Genomic DNA, 14,616 nt, shown 5'->3' with positions numbered 1-14,616 from the left:
GTGGCCTGGCGACCCGCTATGACAAAGCTCCGGAGAGCTACGAGGCCGGGCTCTACCTCCGTGGCTCGATCATGTGGTTAAGACTCCTCACCTCAACCACATGATCCAAACTTTAAACAGCTCCTAGGAGGCCTTGCGGCGGTAGGTGTTCATGGCGAAGACGTAGGCGACGAGCAGGATGCCGACGCACCAGCCGAGCGCGATCCAGATGTCGTCGCCGATCGGCTGCTCGGTGAACAGGGCGCGGATGGCGTTCACGATCGACGTCGCCGGCTGGTTCTCGGCGAAGGCGCGCAGCGGGCCGGGCATGGTGTCGGTGGGCACGAAGGCCGAGCTGAGGAAGGGCAGGAAGATCAGCGGGTAGGAGAACGCGCTCGCGCCGTCGATGGTCTTGGCCGTCAGGCCGGGGATGACGGCGATCCAGGTCAGCGCCAGGGTGAACAGGATCAGGATGCCGGCCACCGCGAGCCACGCCGTGATTCCGGCCGACGAGCGGAAGCCCATGAGCAGGGCGACCAGGACGACCACCACGAGCGAGATCACGTTGGCCACCAGCGAGGTCAGCACGTGCGCCCACAACACCGACGAGCGGGCGATCGGCATCGACTGGAAGCGCTCGAAGATGCCGCCCTTCATGTCGGTGAACAGCCGGAAGGCGGTGTAGGAGATGCCCGAGGCGATCGTGATGAGCAGGATGCCGGGCAGCATGTAGTTCACGTACGAGTCGGAGTCGGTGTTGATCGCGCCGCCGAACACGTACACGAACAGCAGCATCATGGCGATCGGCATGACCGCGGTGGTGATGATGGTGTCGGGGCTGCGGGCGATGTGGCGCAGGGAGCGGCCCAGCAGGGTGGTGGTGTCGCCGAAGAAGTTCTTGTTCATCAGGGGGTTCCTTAGGACTTGGCGCCGACGAGGGAGAGGAAGACGTCCTCGAGGGTGGGCTGCTTCTCGATGTATTCGACCTTGGCCGGCGGCAGCAGCCGCTTGAGCTCGTCCAGGGTGCCGTTGACGATGATCCGGCCCTCGTGCAGGATCGCGATCCGGTCGGCGAGCTGTTCGGCCTCGTCCAGGTACTGGGTGGTGAGCAGCACGGTGGTGCCGTTCGCGGCGAGTTCCTTGACCGCCTCCCACACCTCGATGCGGGCCTGGGGGTCGAGCCCGGTGGTCGGCTCGTCCAGGAAGATGATCGGCGGGTTGCCGATCAGGCTCATCGCGATGTCGAGACGGCGGCGCATGCCGCCCGAGTACGTCGAGGCCTTGCGGCCGCCCGCGTCGGTGAGGGAGAAGCGGGCGAGCAGGTCGTCGGCGATCTTGCCGGGGTTCTTCAGGTGCCGCAGCTTGGCGACCAGCACCAGGTTCTCGCGGCCGGTGAGAATCTCGTCCACGGCGGCGAACTGGCCGGTGAGGCTGATGGATTCGCGCACGTCCGCGGCCTGGGTGGCGGCGTCGAAGCCGTTGATGCGGGCCGTGCCCGCGTCGGCCTTGAGCAGCGTGGACATGATCTTCACGGCCGTGGTCTTGCCCGCGCCGTTGGAGCCGAGCAGGGCGAAGATGCTGCCTCGCGCCACCTCGAAGTCCACGCCGCGCAGCACGTGCAGGTCCTTGTACGACTTCTCCAGGCCGTGCACCTGGATCGCGGGGGGTTGCTGGGTCGTCATCACTTCGTCCTGTCTTCTTCCGCGACCCGCTCGACGGCGTTCGTGAAGCGGTCGCGTTCGCGGGTTCTGTACTGTCCGAGCGGGTAGTTGGCCATGAACGCCTCGACGAACTCCACCGGGTCGGCGCCGAAGATGTCGCGGATCGGGGTGCCGTCGGCCGCGCTCTGCTCGAACAGGTCGGCCAGGTCCTCGTACATCCCCATCGCGCCCGGGCCGTCGGCCGGCCCGAAGTGCATCAGGTACCGCTCCAGCGCTTCGACGGCGATGCGGTAGTTGCCGGGAAGCTGCTTGACGCGGGCCTTGTACTGCCGCCAGCGCTTCTTCTCCTCCAGCGACCCGGTGAGGACCTCCAGGTACTGCAGGTAGCGGCTCTTGGGCTCGGTCGAGTCTGCGGGCATGTCCACGTCCCCCTTCAGCTACTCGGTACTGCTGACTACCGGTATAAAGTAACACTGACTACCAGTACCTAGCAACACCGAGTAGGTGGGTGGGTGGGGCGGTGTGCGGCCTGGTCGCTGTGCGCGTTCATGACGGCTACTTTGGCCGCGGGCGCTGACATCAGGCCGTCGCCGTGCTGACACGGCCGCTGACGGGGAGGCCCCGGCGGGACTGTGCACCGCCGGGGCCTTGGTGAGGAAGTGTTCAGTCGATGAAGTCGATGTTCGGGTGCCGGGGGGATTCGCCGTCGAACAGGTGCCGGTCTCGTCCGCGAAGGTGCAGGTCGAAGAACGCGCCGAGGTAGTCGCGTTGCGCGGCCAGCGAACGACGGGGATCGATGGCGCCGATGGCCGCCTCACGCCGCTCCGGCGTCACGCGCGCGCCGAGTTGCGGCACGATGACCTGCAGATCGCTGTAGGACAGGTGCCTGGCGCCGCGCAGGAGCAGATCCCGCTTCCAGCCTCGCTGGCGGGCCCAGAAGTCCGCCCAGCTGCGGTCGAACTCCGGATGCCGGTGGGTGTGCTTGAGCGGTTCGCCGTTCTGGTCGACGCCCTCGGCGCCCATCAGGAGGAACGGCCTGCTCAGGCCGCGCTTGGCGACTTCGCCCGGCACGTAGGGAGTGCCCGGGGGATAGCCGAACGCGGTCGCCAGCGCGCCGTCCAGGTTGATCCCGGCGTCGATCCGGCGGTCGTGAACCATCGTCTCGCCCGCGGTGAACCCGCCGTAGGAGTGGCCGTAGGCGCCGACCCGTGTCAGGTCGAGCGACCGGCCGAGGCCGCGGGGGAGCGGGCGCTTGTTCGCGTCGGGGTTCTCGCCCCTGGCGATCTTCGTGAGCTGGTCGAGGACGAACCTGCTGTCGGCGACCCGGGCGTCCAGCGCCTTCTTCTCGAGGGCGGGATGGTCGTCGCCGGGGACCGCGAGTTCGAGCCGTCCGCCGGGGAACTCGACCGCCGCGCTCTCGTAGGTGTGCGAGAGCGAGACGACCACGTAGCCGCGGCTCGCCAGATCGTCGATGATCGCCGTGTACGTCTCACGCGGGGCGCCGAAGCCGGGCGAGAAGAGCGTGACCGGCTTCGGCGCGCCGGGCGCGGCGGGGACGCCGGTCCTGGCCCGCCGCTTCGCCGAAGCCCAGTCGATGGAGCCGGCCGGGAGGTCGAGCAGGCCCTTGCCCGCCAGGGCCTGGTCGATGACGGCGCTCATGCCGGGCGTGAGCCACGGGGCTCGCGGGCCCGTGACGGACCGGTCCGCCGGGTAGGTGACGGTGACCATGAGTTCCCTGCGCCGTTCCGGTTTCCACGGATCGGGGCGGGAGCGGTCGACGAGGTGGAGGTCGGTGGTGCCGACGTCGTACTGGCCGGTCAGGGCCGGCGCGGTGAGCTCGGCCCGCTCCGCCGCGACGGCGGGGGCGGTCGCGGTGAGCCCGCTCGCGAGCGCGAGGCCCGCGATCAGCGCCGAACCCCGCACCGCCAGGGTGCGTCTCGATGACACTGCTGGAGTCCTTCCTGATCAGGGCGACCGGCGGCCGCCCGCCTGCGAAGCGCTGAGAAAGGATTCGTGCGGCGATCGCCCCCGGATGGACCGACCGATGTCACGCCGGCGTGCGGCTCGGTGCTCGGTGCTCGGCTCGGTGCCCGATCAGGTCAGGGCGCCAGGGCGAGCTTGCCCACGGTGGCGCGGGCCTGGAGTTCCGCGAGGGCCTTGGGCCCTTCGGCCAGCGCGTGGACGGTGGGCTCGCCGGGGACGAGGACCCCGGCGGCGAGCAGGCCGAACAGCTCAGTCATGACCTCGCCGAAGAGGTGTGGCGTGGCCCGGATGAGGGTGCCGATGTTCAGTCCGATCAGGTGGACCTGGTGCCGGTAGACCAGGTCCCGGTTGGTGATCGCGGCTTCGCCGCCCGCCAGCCCGTACACGACGACCCGGCCGGTGACCCGCTTGGCCGCGGCCAGACCGGCCTCCAGCAGGTCGCCGCCGGCCGATTCCAGCACCAGGTCGACGCCCGCGCCGCCGGTCAGGGCCAGGACCTCGGCCGCGACGTCGCCGCCGCGCGAGTCGAGTACGTGGTCGGCGCCCAGGGCCCGCACGACCTCGTGCTTTTCCGTCGAGGCGGTGGCGATCACGGTCGCGCCGTAGTGCTTGGCCATCCTCGCGGCGGCCTGTCCGGTCCCGCCCGCCGCGGCGTGGATCAGCACGGTCTGTCCCGCGGTGAGCCCGCCCAGGGGCCTGAGCGCCGCCAGCGCGGTCGGCCAGTTCACCACCAGGCCGAGCGCCTGCTCGTCGGTCCAGCCCGCCGGCACCGGGATCGCGCCGGCCGCGGGGAGCGCCACGTACTCGGCGAACGCGCCGCCCGTCATGCCGACCCCGACGACGTGGGCGCCGGGCCGCAGGGCCGTCACGCCCGCGCCGACGCCGACGACCTCGCCGGCGGCCTCGACGCCCGCCAGGTACGGCGGGCGCGGGCCGCCCGGGAACAGCCCATGCGCCTGGGAGAGGTCGACGAAGTTGACGCCGGCGGCGGTGACGCGGATCAGGACCTCGCCAGGACCTGGGGCCGGCACGGGAGCGTCGGTGATCAGACGCAGGTCCTGCGGCCCGTTCAGCGACGTCTGCTCCAGCGCGCGCATGGTGGAAGGGATGCTCATGAAGACCCGCTCCTTTTGTTTATCGAACGACCAACAAACCGTGGCACGTGCGCTCGGTGCCGGTCAAGGTATAGTTGATCGAACGACAAACAAATGGGAGACCGCCGGATGGCCGCACGCGGCAGACCCCGCACCTTCGACCCCGACACCGCTTTGCGCCAGGCATTGACGGTGTTCTGGGAACGGGGCTACGAAGGCACCTCGCTCAACGACCTGGCACACGCGATGGGGATCGCCTCGGCCAGCATCTACGCCTGCTTCGGCACCAAGGAGGACCTGTTCCGCAAGGTCATGGCACTCTACGGCGCCACCTCCGGCGAACCGCCCCGGCGCGCCCTGCGCGAGCAGCCCACCGCGCGCGCCGCGATCCACGCCATGCTGCGGGCCACCGCCGACGAGATCACCCGCTCCGACGCCCCCCACTACTGCATGCTCATCCTGGCCGCCCCCACCGGGGCCGAGGAGAACCACCCGGTCCGCGAGTTCCTGGCCGACCTGCGTCGCGGCATGCACGTCCTCATCAGGGACCGGCTCGCGCGCGGTGTCACCGACGGCGACCTCACCGCCGCGCCCGCCACGCTCGACGCCGTCGCCCGCTACTACACCACCGTCGTGCAGGGCCTGTCGATCCAGGCCCGCGACGGCGCCGACCGGACGGAACTGGAAACCGTCATCACCTGCGCGATGGCCGCCTGGGAGGCACTCACCCGCCCGCCGGACCAGACCCGCACGAGGTAGGAGCCTCGGCCGTTCGCCGACCCTCTCGCGGGCCGTGGCGGTCAGTCGGAGCCGAGCACGACCTCGACGATGTCGCCGAACCTCTTCCAGGTGTCGCGCTCGTTCGCCAGCGCGCGGCGCCCCGCCTGGGTCAGCTCGTACGTGCGGCGCTTGCGCCCGCCGACGACGCTCCAGGCGCCGGCCACGTAGTCGGCGCGCTCCAGCCGCCGCAGCGCGGGATAGATCGTGCCCGAGGGCAGGTCGAGAGAGCCGCCGCCGCGGGATCGGAGAGTGCTGATGATGGCGTAGCCGTGGAGCGGACCGGGTTCGAGCACAGCGAGCACCATCGCATCCAGATGCCCTCGAACTGTGTCGAGCTTCATGTCGGCATTCTACATATGCGGCCTCGGCCGCCCGGGAAGGAAACCCGCGGCCCTGGTCATCAGGGATACAGGACGGACCGGTTGGGTCGTACCAGGTCGGCGGTGGCCAGCAGCGACCCGGGAGCGCTCGGCGACAGCTCCGACAGGATGCTCGCGGCCAGATAAGGCGTGGTCAGCAGCAGGACGACCGACACCCCGGCCTTCAGCACGAGCATGATCAGGGTGGCCAGGCCGGTGAGCCTGGCGAAGCGCCACGGCGCGTCCACGTAACGCGTGCCGAGGCCGAAGATGAAGATCGTGACCCCGGCCAGGCCCACGAAGAGGATCTGGCCGTAGCCCCAGACCTGGATGAACACCAGGTAGAGCGGGTGGGGCTCGCTGTCGGACCAGGCGCCGGTGTCACGCCAGCTCTGTTTGGCCTGGAACAGCTGGAGCGCCATGACGAGCGCGAACCACCAGGCCGTGCGGCGGGCCTGGGCCAGTGCGAGTTCGCGCTGGTAGGCCGGGGAGACCTCGGCGAGCGTGCCGAAGTCGGCCAGCGCCAGCGACTCGGCCTCGCGATCGTCGTGGCCCTCCTCCCGCAGGGCCTCCACGGCGTCGTCGAGGCTGTCGCGGGCCTCCTGCAGGAACTCCGCCTTCAGCCGGCGGGGGCCGCGCAGGTCGTGCTTCAGGTCGGCGAGGTAGGAGTCGATCGAGCTCCGGCTCATGCACCGCCTCCTCGGATACCCCCGGCGGACGACCTCGGACGCTCCCCCGGAGCTCACTTTACTCGATCTTGCCAGGATCGAGCCGACGGATGTGAGCCGCCCTCCGGTGGCCACGGGCGTACGGTGCCCGCGAGCCGGTACCGGTCGCCGACCTGCGCCGGCCCGCTCAGCCGGGTAACCGGACGGCGATCTGGACCACTGTCCCGCCGGCGCCGCTCACGACGTGGGCCACGTCGCTGAGCTGAGCGATGATCCACAGGCCGCGTCCGCCCACGCTGTCGTGGTCGGGCAGCCGGCAGCCGTCGAGGAAGCCGTCGTGCCGCCCGTCCGGCATGCCGGGGCCCTTGTCGCTGATCTGGCAGCACAGCAGCCGGTCGGTCCGCCAGAGCTGGAGCTGGCCGGATCCGCCGCCGTGGTCGATCGCGTTGGTCATGCTCTCGTGCACGGCCAGCACGAAGTCCTGGGCGCGCGTCCCGGTCAGCCCCTGCCCGGCGACGTGATCGGCCAGGCTGCGGCGCACCTCGAACAGGTCGCCGCGGGTGAACCGCCGCGTCATCAGCGGCGGCCCGTCGTCGAGTGGGTCGCCGGGCACGGCTCAGACCGGTGCGTCGCCGCACACGAGCCGGGGTTCGGCGGGTGACGGCGCGACCACGCGGATCGGCCGCATCGCCGCGCGCATGGCGGGTGGCGGCGCGTCCGCGCGAGGTGCCGGAGGGGCGAGGACGAGAACGGGGAGCGTGCTGCCGAGATGCATCGGAGGCCCTCACACTTTCTCCGCGTGCTCGCGGATCGGGAGGATGGAGGACCACCGAGGTCCGGGGCAGCCCTGTGGACTACGTTCCGTTACCTATCGTCCCACCGGTAAACCCATTCAAACTTCCTGGATCAGGTTCTGGAGCACTCGGGCCGGTGCGGGCGCGGCGAGCGGGGTGAACAGGGCGCCGAGCTTGTTCACCACCTCGGGGACGATGCGGTAGTAGACCCAGGTGCCGCGGCGTTCGCCGTCGATGAGCCCGGCGGTGCGCAGCACCTTGAGGTGGTGGGAGATGGTGGGGGCGGTCAGGTCGAAGGCGTCGGTCAGGTCGCAGACGCACGCCTCGCCGCCGGCGTGGGAGCCGATCATCGACAGCAGGCGCAGCCGTACCGGGTCGGCGACGGCCTTGAGCAGCGAGGCGAGTTCGACGGCGGCGTCCTCGGAGAGCGGCTCGCGGGCGATCGGCGCGCAGCACTGGGCGCCGGCGGGCGAGGGGGCGGCCATGACGCGACTCCTTAATTCGATGCCGGTCTAAATTATAGGCGGCAGCGACCGAGCCGTGCGAACGCCGCCATGGCCCTCACCACGCCCAGGGGTGTCAGCCGCAGCAGCCGCCGCCGGATTCGGCGCTCGCGCCGACGGTGGCCAGCGGGATCGGGGCCGACAGCAGACCGCCGCTGATGCCGGTGGCCAGCCCGACGCGCCGCTCCTGGGCCTCGGCCAGGTTGGAGGAGCACACGCCGGTCTCGGGCAGGTCGAGCCGCACGTCACGGGCGGCCGCCCAGTCCCCGGCCAGCGCGGCCACCACCGAACGCACCTGCTCGTAGCCGGTGGCCATGAGGAACGTGGGCGCGCGGCCGTAGCTCTTGACGCCGACCGCGTAATAGCCGGGCTCGGGGTGGGCCAGCTCGTCCACGCCGTGCGGCGGGACGGTGCCGCAGGAGTGCTCGTTCGGGTCGATCAGCGGGGCGAGCCGCCGGGTGGAGCCGAGCACCGGGTCCAGGTCCAGGCGCAGCTCGGCGGCGATCGAGTGGTCGGGGCGGTAACCGGTCGCGCTGACGACGCGCTCCGCCGTCACGCGCTGCTCGTGCCCGGACGGGTCGCGGCCGATCACCTCGACGCCTTCGGTCGTGGCGGTCACGCGATGGGTGAAGAAGCCGGTCAGCAGCGTGATGCGGCCGGATTCGACGTGGGCCCGCAGCCGGGTGCCCAGCGCGCCACGGGCCGGGAGCGCGTCGGCGTCGCCGCCGCCGTAGGCGCGTCCCGCGCCGCCGCCGCGGATCGCCCAGGTGATCGGCGTGTCCGGCAGCTCGGCCAGGGCCAGCAGGGTGGTGGCGGCCGAGTGTCCAGCCCCGATCACCAGCGTGTGCCTGCCCTGGTAGCGGTCACGGTCGGCGCCGAGCACGTCGGGCAGCGCGTGGTCGACGGCCACCTCGCCCTCGCCGTGCGCGGGCAGGCCGCTCGCGCCCAGCACGTTCGGGCTGGTGTAGGTGCCGGACGCGTCGACGATCGCGCGCGCCTGCAGCTCGCCGCCGTCGGCCAGGCGGATCAGGAACGGCGCGGCTTCGCGGCCCGGCGTACGCACCCGGTCGTAGCCGAGGCGGCTGATCGCGGTCACCTTCGCGCCGAGGCGTACCCGGTCGCCGAACAGCTTGGCCAGCGGGGCGAGATAGTCGTCGACGAGCTCGGCGCCGGTGGGCAGCCAGTCGCCGTCGGGGGCGGTCCAGCCGTCGGACTCCAGCAGGCGGCGGGCGGCGGCGTCGATGTCGTACTTCCACGGGCTGAACACGCGGACGTGCCCCCACCGCGCGACCGAGGCGGCGACCTGCTCGCCGGCCTCCAGGAGCAGGAAGTCGATGCCGCGCTCGGCGAGGTGGGCGGCGGCGGCCAGGCCGACGGGCCCGGCGCCGATCACGACGACCGGCAGCGCGCCGGCCTGCCGGAGCGGGAACCGCTCGATCTCGATCGTGGTGGTACCGCAGCAACTGTCACTCATGACGGCTCTCCAGGTTGGGCACGCGTGGTGAGTTAGACGTTCATCTAATCAAGAGCCATCATGCGCCCTTGGTTAGATAGAAGTCAAATTAGAGATCTGTCTAAGCAGTGTGCGTCGTTACGTTCTCCCGCCGCCTCCCGTCATACCGATGACGACCGACCGCGAACGAAACGGAGAACAGAGTGCTGAACAGCATCATGTACGTGACGATCTACGTGACCGACCAGGACCGCGCGCTGCGGTTCTACGCGGAAGGGCTCGGCCTCGAGCGGCGCGCTGACTACCGGGGGCCGGACGGACGCTTCCTCACCGTGGGCGTCCCCGGCAGCCCGGTCGAGATCCTGCTCTGGTCGCACCCGTCCGCCGCGGCGCGGCCGATCGAGGGGCAGCCGCCGGGCACGCTCATCCTCGAATCGGACGACCTGCGCAAGGACTTCATCGAGTTCGGCCGGCGCGGCGTGACGTTCGACGAGCCGGAGCCGGTGGACTACCCGTTCGGCGTCAGGATCGAGACGACGGATCCGGACGGCAACCGCATCTCGCTCCGCCAGCGCCGCCGCCCGCCGGTGTCGGAGCCGGCGGCGGAGTCCGGGGAGGTCGATCGGGCATGATGGATCGCGCCGAGAAAGGTGATCACATGTTCGACCCCGGCCCGGCCGACCCGGTGGCCACGGCGTTCGAGGCGCAGCGCGACCGGTTGCGCGCGGTGGCCTACCGGATGCTCGGCTCGCACGCTGACGCCGAGGACGTCGTCCAGGAGGCCTGGCTGCGGTTGTCCCGTCAGGACGCGGCGGCGATCGGCAACCTGGCCGGCTGGCTGACCACCGTCGTCGGCCGGATCAGCCTCGACGTCCTGCGATCGCGCCGGCACTGGCCGGAGGCCGCCTACGACGACCCGCTGTCCGAGCTCGTCGTGACGGCCGACGACGGCCCCGCGCTGGAGGACGAGGCCGCGCTCGCCGACTCGGTCGGGCTCGCGCTGCTCGTCGTGCTCGAATCGCTGCGGCCCGGCGAGCGGCTGGCGTTCGTGCTGCACGACCTGTTCGCGGTGCCGTTCGACGAGATCGGCAGGATCCTCGGCAAGTCCGCCGACGCGGCCAAGATGCTCGCCAGCCGCGCCCGCAGGAAAGTACAGGTCACCGAGCGTCCGGCGGCCGGCGGACGGCGGCGGCGCGAGGTGGTCGACGCCTTCCAGGCGGCCGTGCGCGGCGGCGACTTCGAGGGGCTGCTGCGCGTGCTCGACCCGGAGGTGAAGCTGACCGTCGACACCCACGACGGCGTCTTCGTCACCCTCGGCGCCACCAAGGTCGTCGCCGGCGCGCAACGCTTCTCCGGCGCGGCGGCGCGGCACCGGCCGGTGCTCGTCGACGGGCTGCCGGGATTCGTCTCCTGGCGCGAGGACGGGACGCCGCTCTCGGTCTTCGCGTTCACCGTCGCCGGTGACCGGATCGCCGGCATCGACGCCTGGATCGACCCGGGCAAACTGGCCATGATGAACCTGCCGGAACCGGCGCCGGAGGTGGTGGGAGAACGGTGAACGCGCTGTCCGGCCTGGCCGTCAACCCGGCGCTGCCCGAGTCCCTGATGCTCAGGCTGCTCCGGTCCCCGGTGCCCGACGACGTGCTGCCGTTCCTGGTGTGGCGGTCCGGGCTGCCGGAGCGGGTGGCGGAAGCCTTGATCGGGCATCCCGAGGTCAGGGTCAGGGAGTGCTTCGCCGTCAACCCGCACGTCTCGGCGGGGACCCGGTCGAGGCTCGCCCGGGATCCCGTTCTCCGGGTGCGCTGGCCGGCCCGGTTTTCCACGGTCGGGCCTGGCCCGTCTCGCCGGCTCGCCCGACCCGCACCACCGGCGCCTGGCCCTGCTGGATCCGCTGACCACCGCGGAGACCGTCGAGCGGCTGAGCCATGACGAGCAACGCGGCGTCAGGACGGCCGCGGCCCAGGACCCGCGACTGCCCGTCCCCCGGCTGCGGGCACTCCTGCACGACGCCGACGATCAGATCGCGTACGCGGCCGCGGCGAACCCCGCCCTCCCGCTGGAGGACATGGCCGAACTCGTCCGGACCGCGTCGTAGCCCGGCCGCCCCGACCCGGTGACGATTGGCCGGGCGTGGTCCCGATTCGGCACAATGACCGTTGTGCGAGTTGGACTGCTCGGGCCGTTCGAGGTCCGGAACCGAGATGGCGCCGTGGTGGACGTTCCAGGAGCCCGGCTGCGCGCGCTGCTCGCCGCGCTCGCTCTCGAACCCGGCCGGATCGTCACGCGCGGCAGGCTGGTCGACTGGATCTGGGGGGAGCAGCCGCCGGCGGACGAGGTGAACGCCCTGCAGGCGCTGGTCTCCCGGCTGCGCAGGGCGCTGCCCGACGGCGTGATCGAGGCGGAGTCCGGCGGGTACCGGCTGGCCGTGGCCGCCGACGCGGTCGACGCGTACCGGTTCGAGCAGTTGGTCGGCCAGGCCCGCGGCGCCGAGCCCGCAGAACGGGCGGAACTGCTGCGCTCGGCCCTGGCCCTGTGGCGCGGCAAGGCCATGACGGACATCGCGTTGCAGGGCAGCGAGCTGTTCGACTCCGCCGTCGCACGGCTGGACGAGCTGCACGTCGCCGCGCTCGGCGACCGGGTCGACGCGGACCTGCGCCTGGGCCGCGGCTCCGACATGCTGTCCGAGCTGACCGAGCTGGTCGCCACGTACCCGCTGCGCGAGGGGTTCGTGGCGGCGTTGATGCGGGCGCTGGCCGAGGCGGGCCGCGGCAACGAGGCGCTGACCCTCTACCAGCGCACCCGCGAACGGCTCGCCGACGAGCTGGGCGCCGACCCGTCGGCCGAGCTGTCGGCGCTGCACACCGCGCTGCTGCGCGGCGAGCTGGGCGAGCGGTCGGAGAGCCGCAGGACGAACCTGCGCGCCGAGCTGACCAGCTTCGTCGGCAAGGACGACGACCTGTCCGCGGTCGCCGGCCTGGCCATCAGGCACCGGCTGGTCACCCTGACCGGCCCTGGCGGCTCGGGCAAGACCCGGCTGGCCACGGAGACCGGGCGGACGATGCTCAGCGAGCTGCCCGACGGCGCGTGGCTGGTCGAGCTGGCCTCGGTGCGGTCCGGCGGCGATCTGGCCCAGGCCGCGCTCACCGCCATGGGCCTGCGCGACCATGCCATGCTCGGCGGCGCGCGCGGCGGTGAGCCGATGGACCGACTCATCGCCGCGGTACGCGAACGCGCGATCCTGCTGATCCTGGACAACTGCGAGCACGTGATCGAGGCGGCCGCGGACTTCGCCGACCGGCTGCTGGGTGAGTGCCGCAGGCTGCGGATCCTGGCCACGAGCAGGGAGCCGCTGGGCATCACCGGCGAGGTGTTGTGGCAGGTCGAGCCGCTCACGCTGCCCGCCGAGGAGGCGGACCCGGCGGAGGCGGGCTCGTCGCCGGCGGTGCGGTTGCTGCGCGACCGCGCGGAGCTGGTGCGCAAGGACATCGGCGCCGACCCGCAGACCCTGGCCGCCATGGCGCGGATCTGCCGGGCGCTCGACGGCATCCCGCTGGCGATCGAGCTGGCCGCGGCCCGGCTGCGGACGATGTCCGTCGATCAGCTGGCCCGCCGCCTCGACGACCGGTTCCGGCTGCTGACCAGCGGCAGCCGTACGGCGCTCGCCCGGCACAAGACGTTGCGCGCGGTCGTCGACTGGAGCTGGGACCTGCTGACCGAGGCAGAACGCGGCGTGCTGCGGCGGCTGTCGGTGTTCTCCGGCGGCGCGAGCCTGGAGGCGGCCGAACGGGTCTGCGGCGACGACGACGCGCTCGCCGGCGAGCTGGTGCTCGACGTGCTCACCGCGCTGATCGAGAAGTCGCTGCTGCTCGCCGACGGCGAGGACGCCCCGCGCTACCGGATGCTCGACACGATCAGGGAGTACGCGGCCTACCGGCTGGCCGAGGCGGGGGAGACCGAGTCCGCGCGGCGGGCGCACCTGGCGTACTTCACCGAACTGGCCGAGACGGCAGAGCCGCACCTGCGCCGGGCCGGGCAGGTGGAGTGGCTGTCCATGCTGGAGGCCGAGCACGACAACCTCAGCGCGGCCGCGCGCGGGGCGATCGCCGCGGGCTGGGCGGCGGAGGCCATGCGGCTGAGCTGGGCCGCGGGCTGGTACTGGTACCTGGGCGGGCACCGGGCCGAGGGCACGGAGCTGAGCGTGGCGGCCGCCTCGCTGCCCGGTGACGTGCCCGACGAGGTGCGGGCGATGGCCTACCTCATCGTGACCATGTTCCTGACCGCCGGCGTCAGCGGCGACCAGTTCCAGGCCAGGGACTGGATCAGGGAGGCACACAGGTTCGCCAAGCGCAGCGGCTCTCGCAACCCGCTGCTCGGGTTCGCCGCGCTGCTCGACGCGACGCTGCGCGGCCCGTCGGAGTTCCTGCCCGCGATCGAGTCGCTCATGGCCACCGAGGATCCCTGGGTACGCGCGCAGGCCACGCTCACCCGCGGCCGGTTCAGGCTGATGCTCGAAGGCGACGAGACCGGCGTCGACGCCGACGCGGAGACGGCGCTGGCCGAGTTCCGCAGGCTGGGCGAGCGGATGGGCACCTCGCTGTCGCTGACCTTCCTGGCCGACAGGTTCGCCATGCGCGGCGAGTTCGCCCGGGCGTGCGAACACTACGAGGCGGCTGCCACCGCGATGACGGAGCTGGGCGCGACGGAAGAGGTCATCGGCATGCGGGCGCGGCTGGGCCAGCTGTACTGGCTGCTCGGCGACGAGGCGGCCAGCGCGGCCGCCATGGCGGAGGCGCAGCGGTGCGCGGGCCGGATCACCTGGCCCGACGCGCTCGCCGAACTGGCGCTCGCGCAGGCGCAGCTGGCGCGCTGGCGCGGCGAGCCCGAGCAGGCGCGCCGGCACCTCGACACGATGGGCGAGGTGCTGGGCGAGGCGGGCAGGGTCGAGTCGATCCAGGCCGCGACCCTGGACCTGCGGGCCTATCTCACCGACGATCTCGAACAGTCCCGCGCGTATCGGGCCGAGGGGTTCCAGGCGCTGTCGACCATGGCGTACTCGCACCCGCCGACGATCGCCGACCTGCTGATCGGCATCGCGGACCTGGCCCTGCGCCAGGGGCAGTACGAGCAGGCCGCGCGCCTGCTCGCGGCGAGTGACCAGGTGCGCGGCACTCCGGCGCGCTCGCACCCGGACTTCTCGCGCGTCGCCGCGGAAGCACGCGAACGTCTCGGTGAGAGCGGGTTCGCGGCGGCGACCCGGGCCGGGGAACAGGGAGACTGGCGAAAGCTGGCGGAGGTCACACTCGCCCGGTGAACGCTGCCTGGTGAACGTCGCCTCGAACGCC

The 14,616-nt window shown here is 71.9% G+C and carries 16 protein-coding genes; 6 read left to right on the top strand and 10 right to left on the bottom strand.

Annotated features, from left to right (window positions below; genetic code table 11):
• Positions 1-123 precede the first annotated feature (123 nt).
• The 5 genes from HII36_RS36765 to HII36_RS36745 form a co-directional block, all read right to left on the bottom strand.
• Positions 124-885 carry an ABC transporter permease gene (locus HII36_RS36765; RefSeq protein ID WP_173527935.1) on the bottom strand — a complete coding sequence of 254 codons (762 nt, stop codon included), beginning with the start codon at positions 883-885 and terminating at the stop codon, positions 124-126.
• Between the two features lie 11 nt (positions 886-896).
• Positions 897-1,661 carry an ABC transporter ATP-binding protein gene (locus HII36_RS36760; protein ID WP_173527934.1) on the bottom strand — a complete coding sequence of 255 codons (765 nt, stop codon included), beginning with the start codon at positions 1,659-1,661 and terminating at the stop codon, positions 897-899.
• Positions 1,661-2,059, bottom strand: coding sequence for a DUF1048 domain-containing protein (locus HII36_RS36755; RefSeq protein ID WP_173527933.1), 399 nt, complete (start codon positions 2,057-2,059; stop codon positions 1,661-1,663). The genes HII36_RS36760 and HII36_RS36755 overlap by 1 nt, the downstream gene beginning before the upstream one ends.
• 244 nt (positions 2,060-2,303) lie before the next feature.
• On the bottom strand, positions 2,304-3,587 hold the full coding sequence (locus HII36_RS36750) for an alpha/beta hydrolase family protein (RefSeq protein WP_173527932.1): 1,284 nt from the start codon (positions 3,585-3,587) through the stop codon (positions 2,304-2,306).
• Positions 3,588-3,739: 152 nt separating this feature from the next.
• Entirely contained in the window at positions 3,740-4,738 is a 999-nt protein-coding gene (locus tag HII36_RS36745; protein ID WP_173527931.1) for a zinc-binding dehydrogenase, read from the bottom strand.
• 108 nt (positions 4,739-4,846) lie between these two features.
• Here HII36_RS36745 and HII36_RS36740 point away from each other — a divergent pair, with 108 nt between their 5' ends.
• Positions 4,847-5,476 (top strand): TetR/AcrR family transcriptional regulator, encoded by a 630-nt coding sequence (locus HII36_RS36740; protein WP_173527930.1) that lies wholly within the window; start codon positions 4,847-4,849, stop codon positions 5,474-5,476.
• Between the two features lie 41 nt (positions 5,477-5,517).
• Here HII36_RS36740 and HII36_RS36735 read toward each other — a convergent pair whose 3' ends face one another.
• The 5 genes from HII36_RS36735 to HII36_RS36715 form a co-directional block, all read right to left on the bottom strand.
• A complete protein-coding gene (locus tag HII36_RS36735; RefSeq protein ID WP_173527929.1) occupies positions 5,518-5,838 on the bottom strand; it encodes a PadR family transcriptional regulator in 321 nt (106 codons plus the stop codon).
• 59 nt (positions 5,839-5,897) lie between these two features.
• Positions 5,898-6,545: a permease prefix domain 1-containing protein gene (locus HII36_RS36730; protein WP_173527928.1), complete on the bottom strand. Its 648-nt coding sequence runs from the start codon at positions 6,543-6,545 to the stop codon at positions 5,898-5,900.
• A gap of 166 nt (positions 6,546-6,711) precedes the next feature.
• Entirely contained in the window at positions 6,712-7,137 is a 426-nt protein-coding gene (locus HII36_RS36725; protein WP_173527927.1) for an ATP-binding protein, read from the bottom strand.
• A gap of 279 nt (positions 7,138-7,416) precedes the next feature.
• Positions 7,417-7,803 carry an ArsR/SmtB family transcription factor gene (locus HII36_RS36720; RefSeq protein ID WP_173527926.1) on the bottom strand — a complete coding sequence of 129 codons (387 nt, stop codon included), beginning with the start codon at positions 7,801-7,803 and terminating at the stop codon, positions 7,417-7,419.
• Positions 7,804-7,897: 94 nt separating this feature from the next.
• A complete protein-coding gene (locus HII36_RS36715) occupies positions 7,898-9,295 on the bottom strand; it encodes an FAD-dependent oxidoreductase (RefSeq protein ID WP_173527925.1) in 1,398 nt (465 codons plus the stop codon).
• A gap of 182 nt (positions 9,296-9,477) precedes the next feature.
• Here HII36_RS36715 and HII36_RS36710 point away from each other — a divergent pair, with 182 nt between their 5' ends.
• From HII36_RS36710 to HII36_RS36695, 5 genes are read left to right on the top strand one after another with little or no spacing between them, the layout of a single operon-like run.
• Positions 9,478-9,906 carry a VOC family protein gene (locus HII36_RS36710; RefSeq protein WP_173527924.1) on the top strand — a complete coding sequence of 143 codons (429 nt, stop codon included), beginning with the start codon at positions 9,478-9,480 and terminating at the stop codon, positions 9,904-9,906.
• A 26-nt stretch (positions 9,907-9,932) separates the two neighbouring features.
• Positions 9,933-10,832, top strand: coding sequence for a sigma-70 family RNA polymerase sigma factor (locus HII36_RS36705; RefSeq protein WP_173527923.1), 900 nt, complete (start codon positions 9,933-9,935; stop codon positions 10,830-10,832).
• Entirely contained in the window at positions 10,829-11,203 is a 375-nt protein-coding gene (locus tag HII36_RS36700) for a hypothetical protein (RefSeq protein ID WP_173527922.1), read from the top strand. The genes HII36_RS36705 and HII36_RS36700 overlap by 4 nt, the downstream gene beginning before the upstream one ends.
• Positions 11,106-11,369, top strand: coding sequence for a hypothetical protein (locus tag HII36_RS59325; RefSeq protein WP_407940846.1), 264 nt, complete (start codon positions 11,106-11,108; stop codon positions 11,367-11,369). Before HII36_RS36700 ends, HII36_RS59325 begins: the two co-directional genes overlap by 98 nt.
• Positions 11,370-11,423: 54 nt before the next feature.
• The gene (locus tag HII36_RS36695; protein WP_217370425.1) at positions 11,424-14,585 is read left to right on the top strand and encodes a BTAD domain-containing putative transcriptional regulator; all 3,162 of its coding nucleotides are present in this window, start codon (positions 11,424-11,426) and stop codon (positions 14,583-14,585) included.
• The last annotated feature ends 31 nt before the right edge of the window (positions 14,586-14,616 follow it).

Origin of the sequence: Nonomuraea antri (assembly GCF_013283785.1) — a bacterium.
Lineage (GTDB): Bacteria > Actinomycetota > Actinomycetes > Streptosporangiales > Streptosporangiaceae > Nonomuraea > Nonomuraea antri.
Note: the sequence above shows the minus strand (reverse complement) of the source record. Positions and strands in the feature narration are given on the sequence as shown.

What these genes read in the sequence shown, in the direction of transcription:
- HII36_RS36765 (WP_173527935.1), bottom strand. Translation starts at nt 885, where the DNA reads ATGAACAAGAACTTCTTCGGCGACACCACCACCCTGCTGGGCCGCTCC.
- HII36_RS36760 (WP_173527934.1), bottom strand. Translation starts at nt 1,661, where the DNA reads ATGACGACCCAGCAACCCCCCGCGATCCAGGTGCACGGCCTGGAGAAG.
- HII36_RS36755 (WP_173527933.1), bottom strand. Translation starts at nt 2,059, where the DNA reads ATGCCCGCAGACTCGACCGAGCCCAAGAGCCGCTACCTGCAGTACCTG.
- HII36_RS36745 (WP_173527931.1), bottom strand. Translation starts at nt 4,738, where the DNA reads ATGAGCATCCCTTCCACCATGCGCGCGCTGGAGCAGACGTCGCTGAAC.
- HII36_RS36740 (WP_173527930.1), top strand. Translation starts at nt 4,847, where the DNA reads ATGGCCGCACGCGGCAGACCCCGCACCTTCGACCCCGACACCGCTTTG.
- HII36_RS36735 (WP_173527929.1), bottom strand. Translation starts at nt 5,838, where the DNA reads ATGAAGCTCGACACAGTTCGAGGGCATCTGGATGCGATGGTGCTCGCT.
- HII36_RS36730 (WP_173527928.1), bottom strand. Translation starts at nt 6,545, where the DNA reads ATGAGCCGGAGCTCGATCGACTCCTACCTCGCCGACCTGAAGCACGAC.
- HII36_RS36720 (WP_173527926.1), bottom strand. Translation starts at nt 7,803, where the DNA reads ATGGCCGCCCCCTCGCCCGCCGGCGCCCAGTGCTGCGCGCCGATCGCC.
- HII36_RS36715 (WP_173527925.1), bottom strand. Translation starts at nt 9,295, where the DNA reads ATGAGTGACAGTTGCTGCGGTACCACCACGATCGAGATCGAGCGGTTC.
- HII36_RS36705 (WP_173527923.1), top strand. Translation starts at nt 9,933, where the DNA reads ATGTTCGACCCCGGCCCGGCCGACCCGGTGGCCACGGCGTTCGAGGCG.
- HII36_RS36695 (WP_217370425.1), top strand. Translation starts at nt 11,424, where the DNA reads ATGACCGTTGTGCGAGTTGGACTGCTCGGGCCGTTCGAGGTCCGGAAC.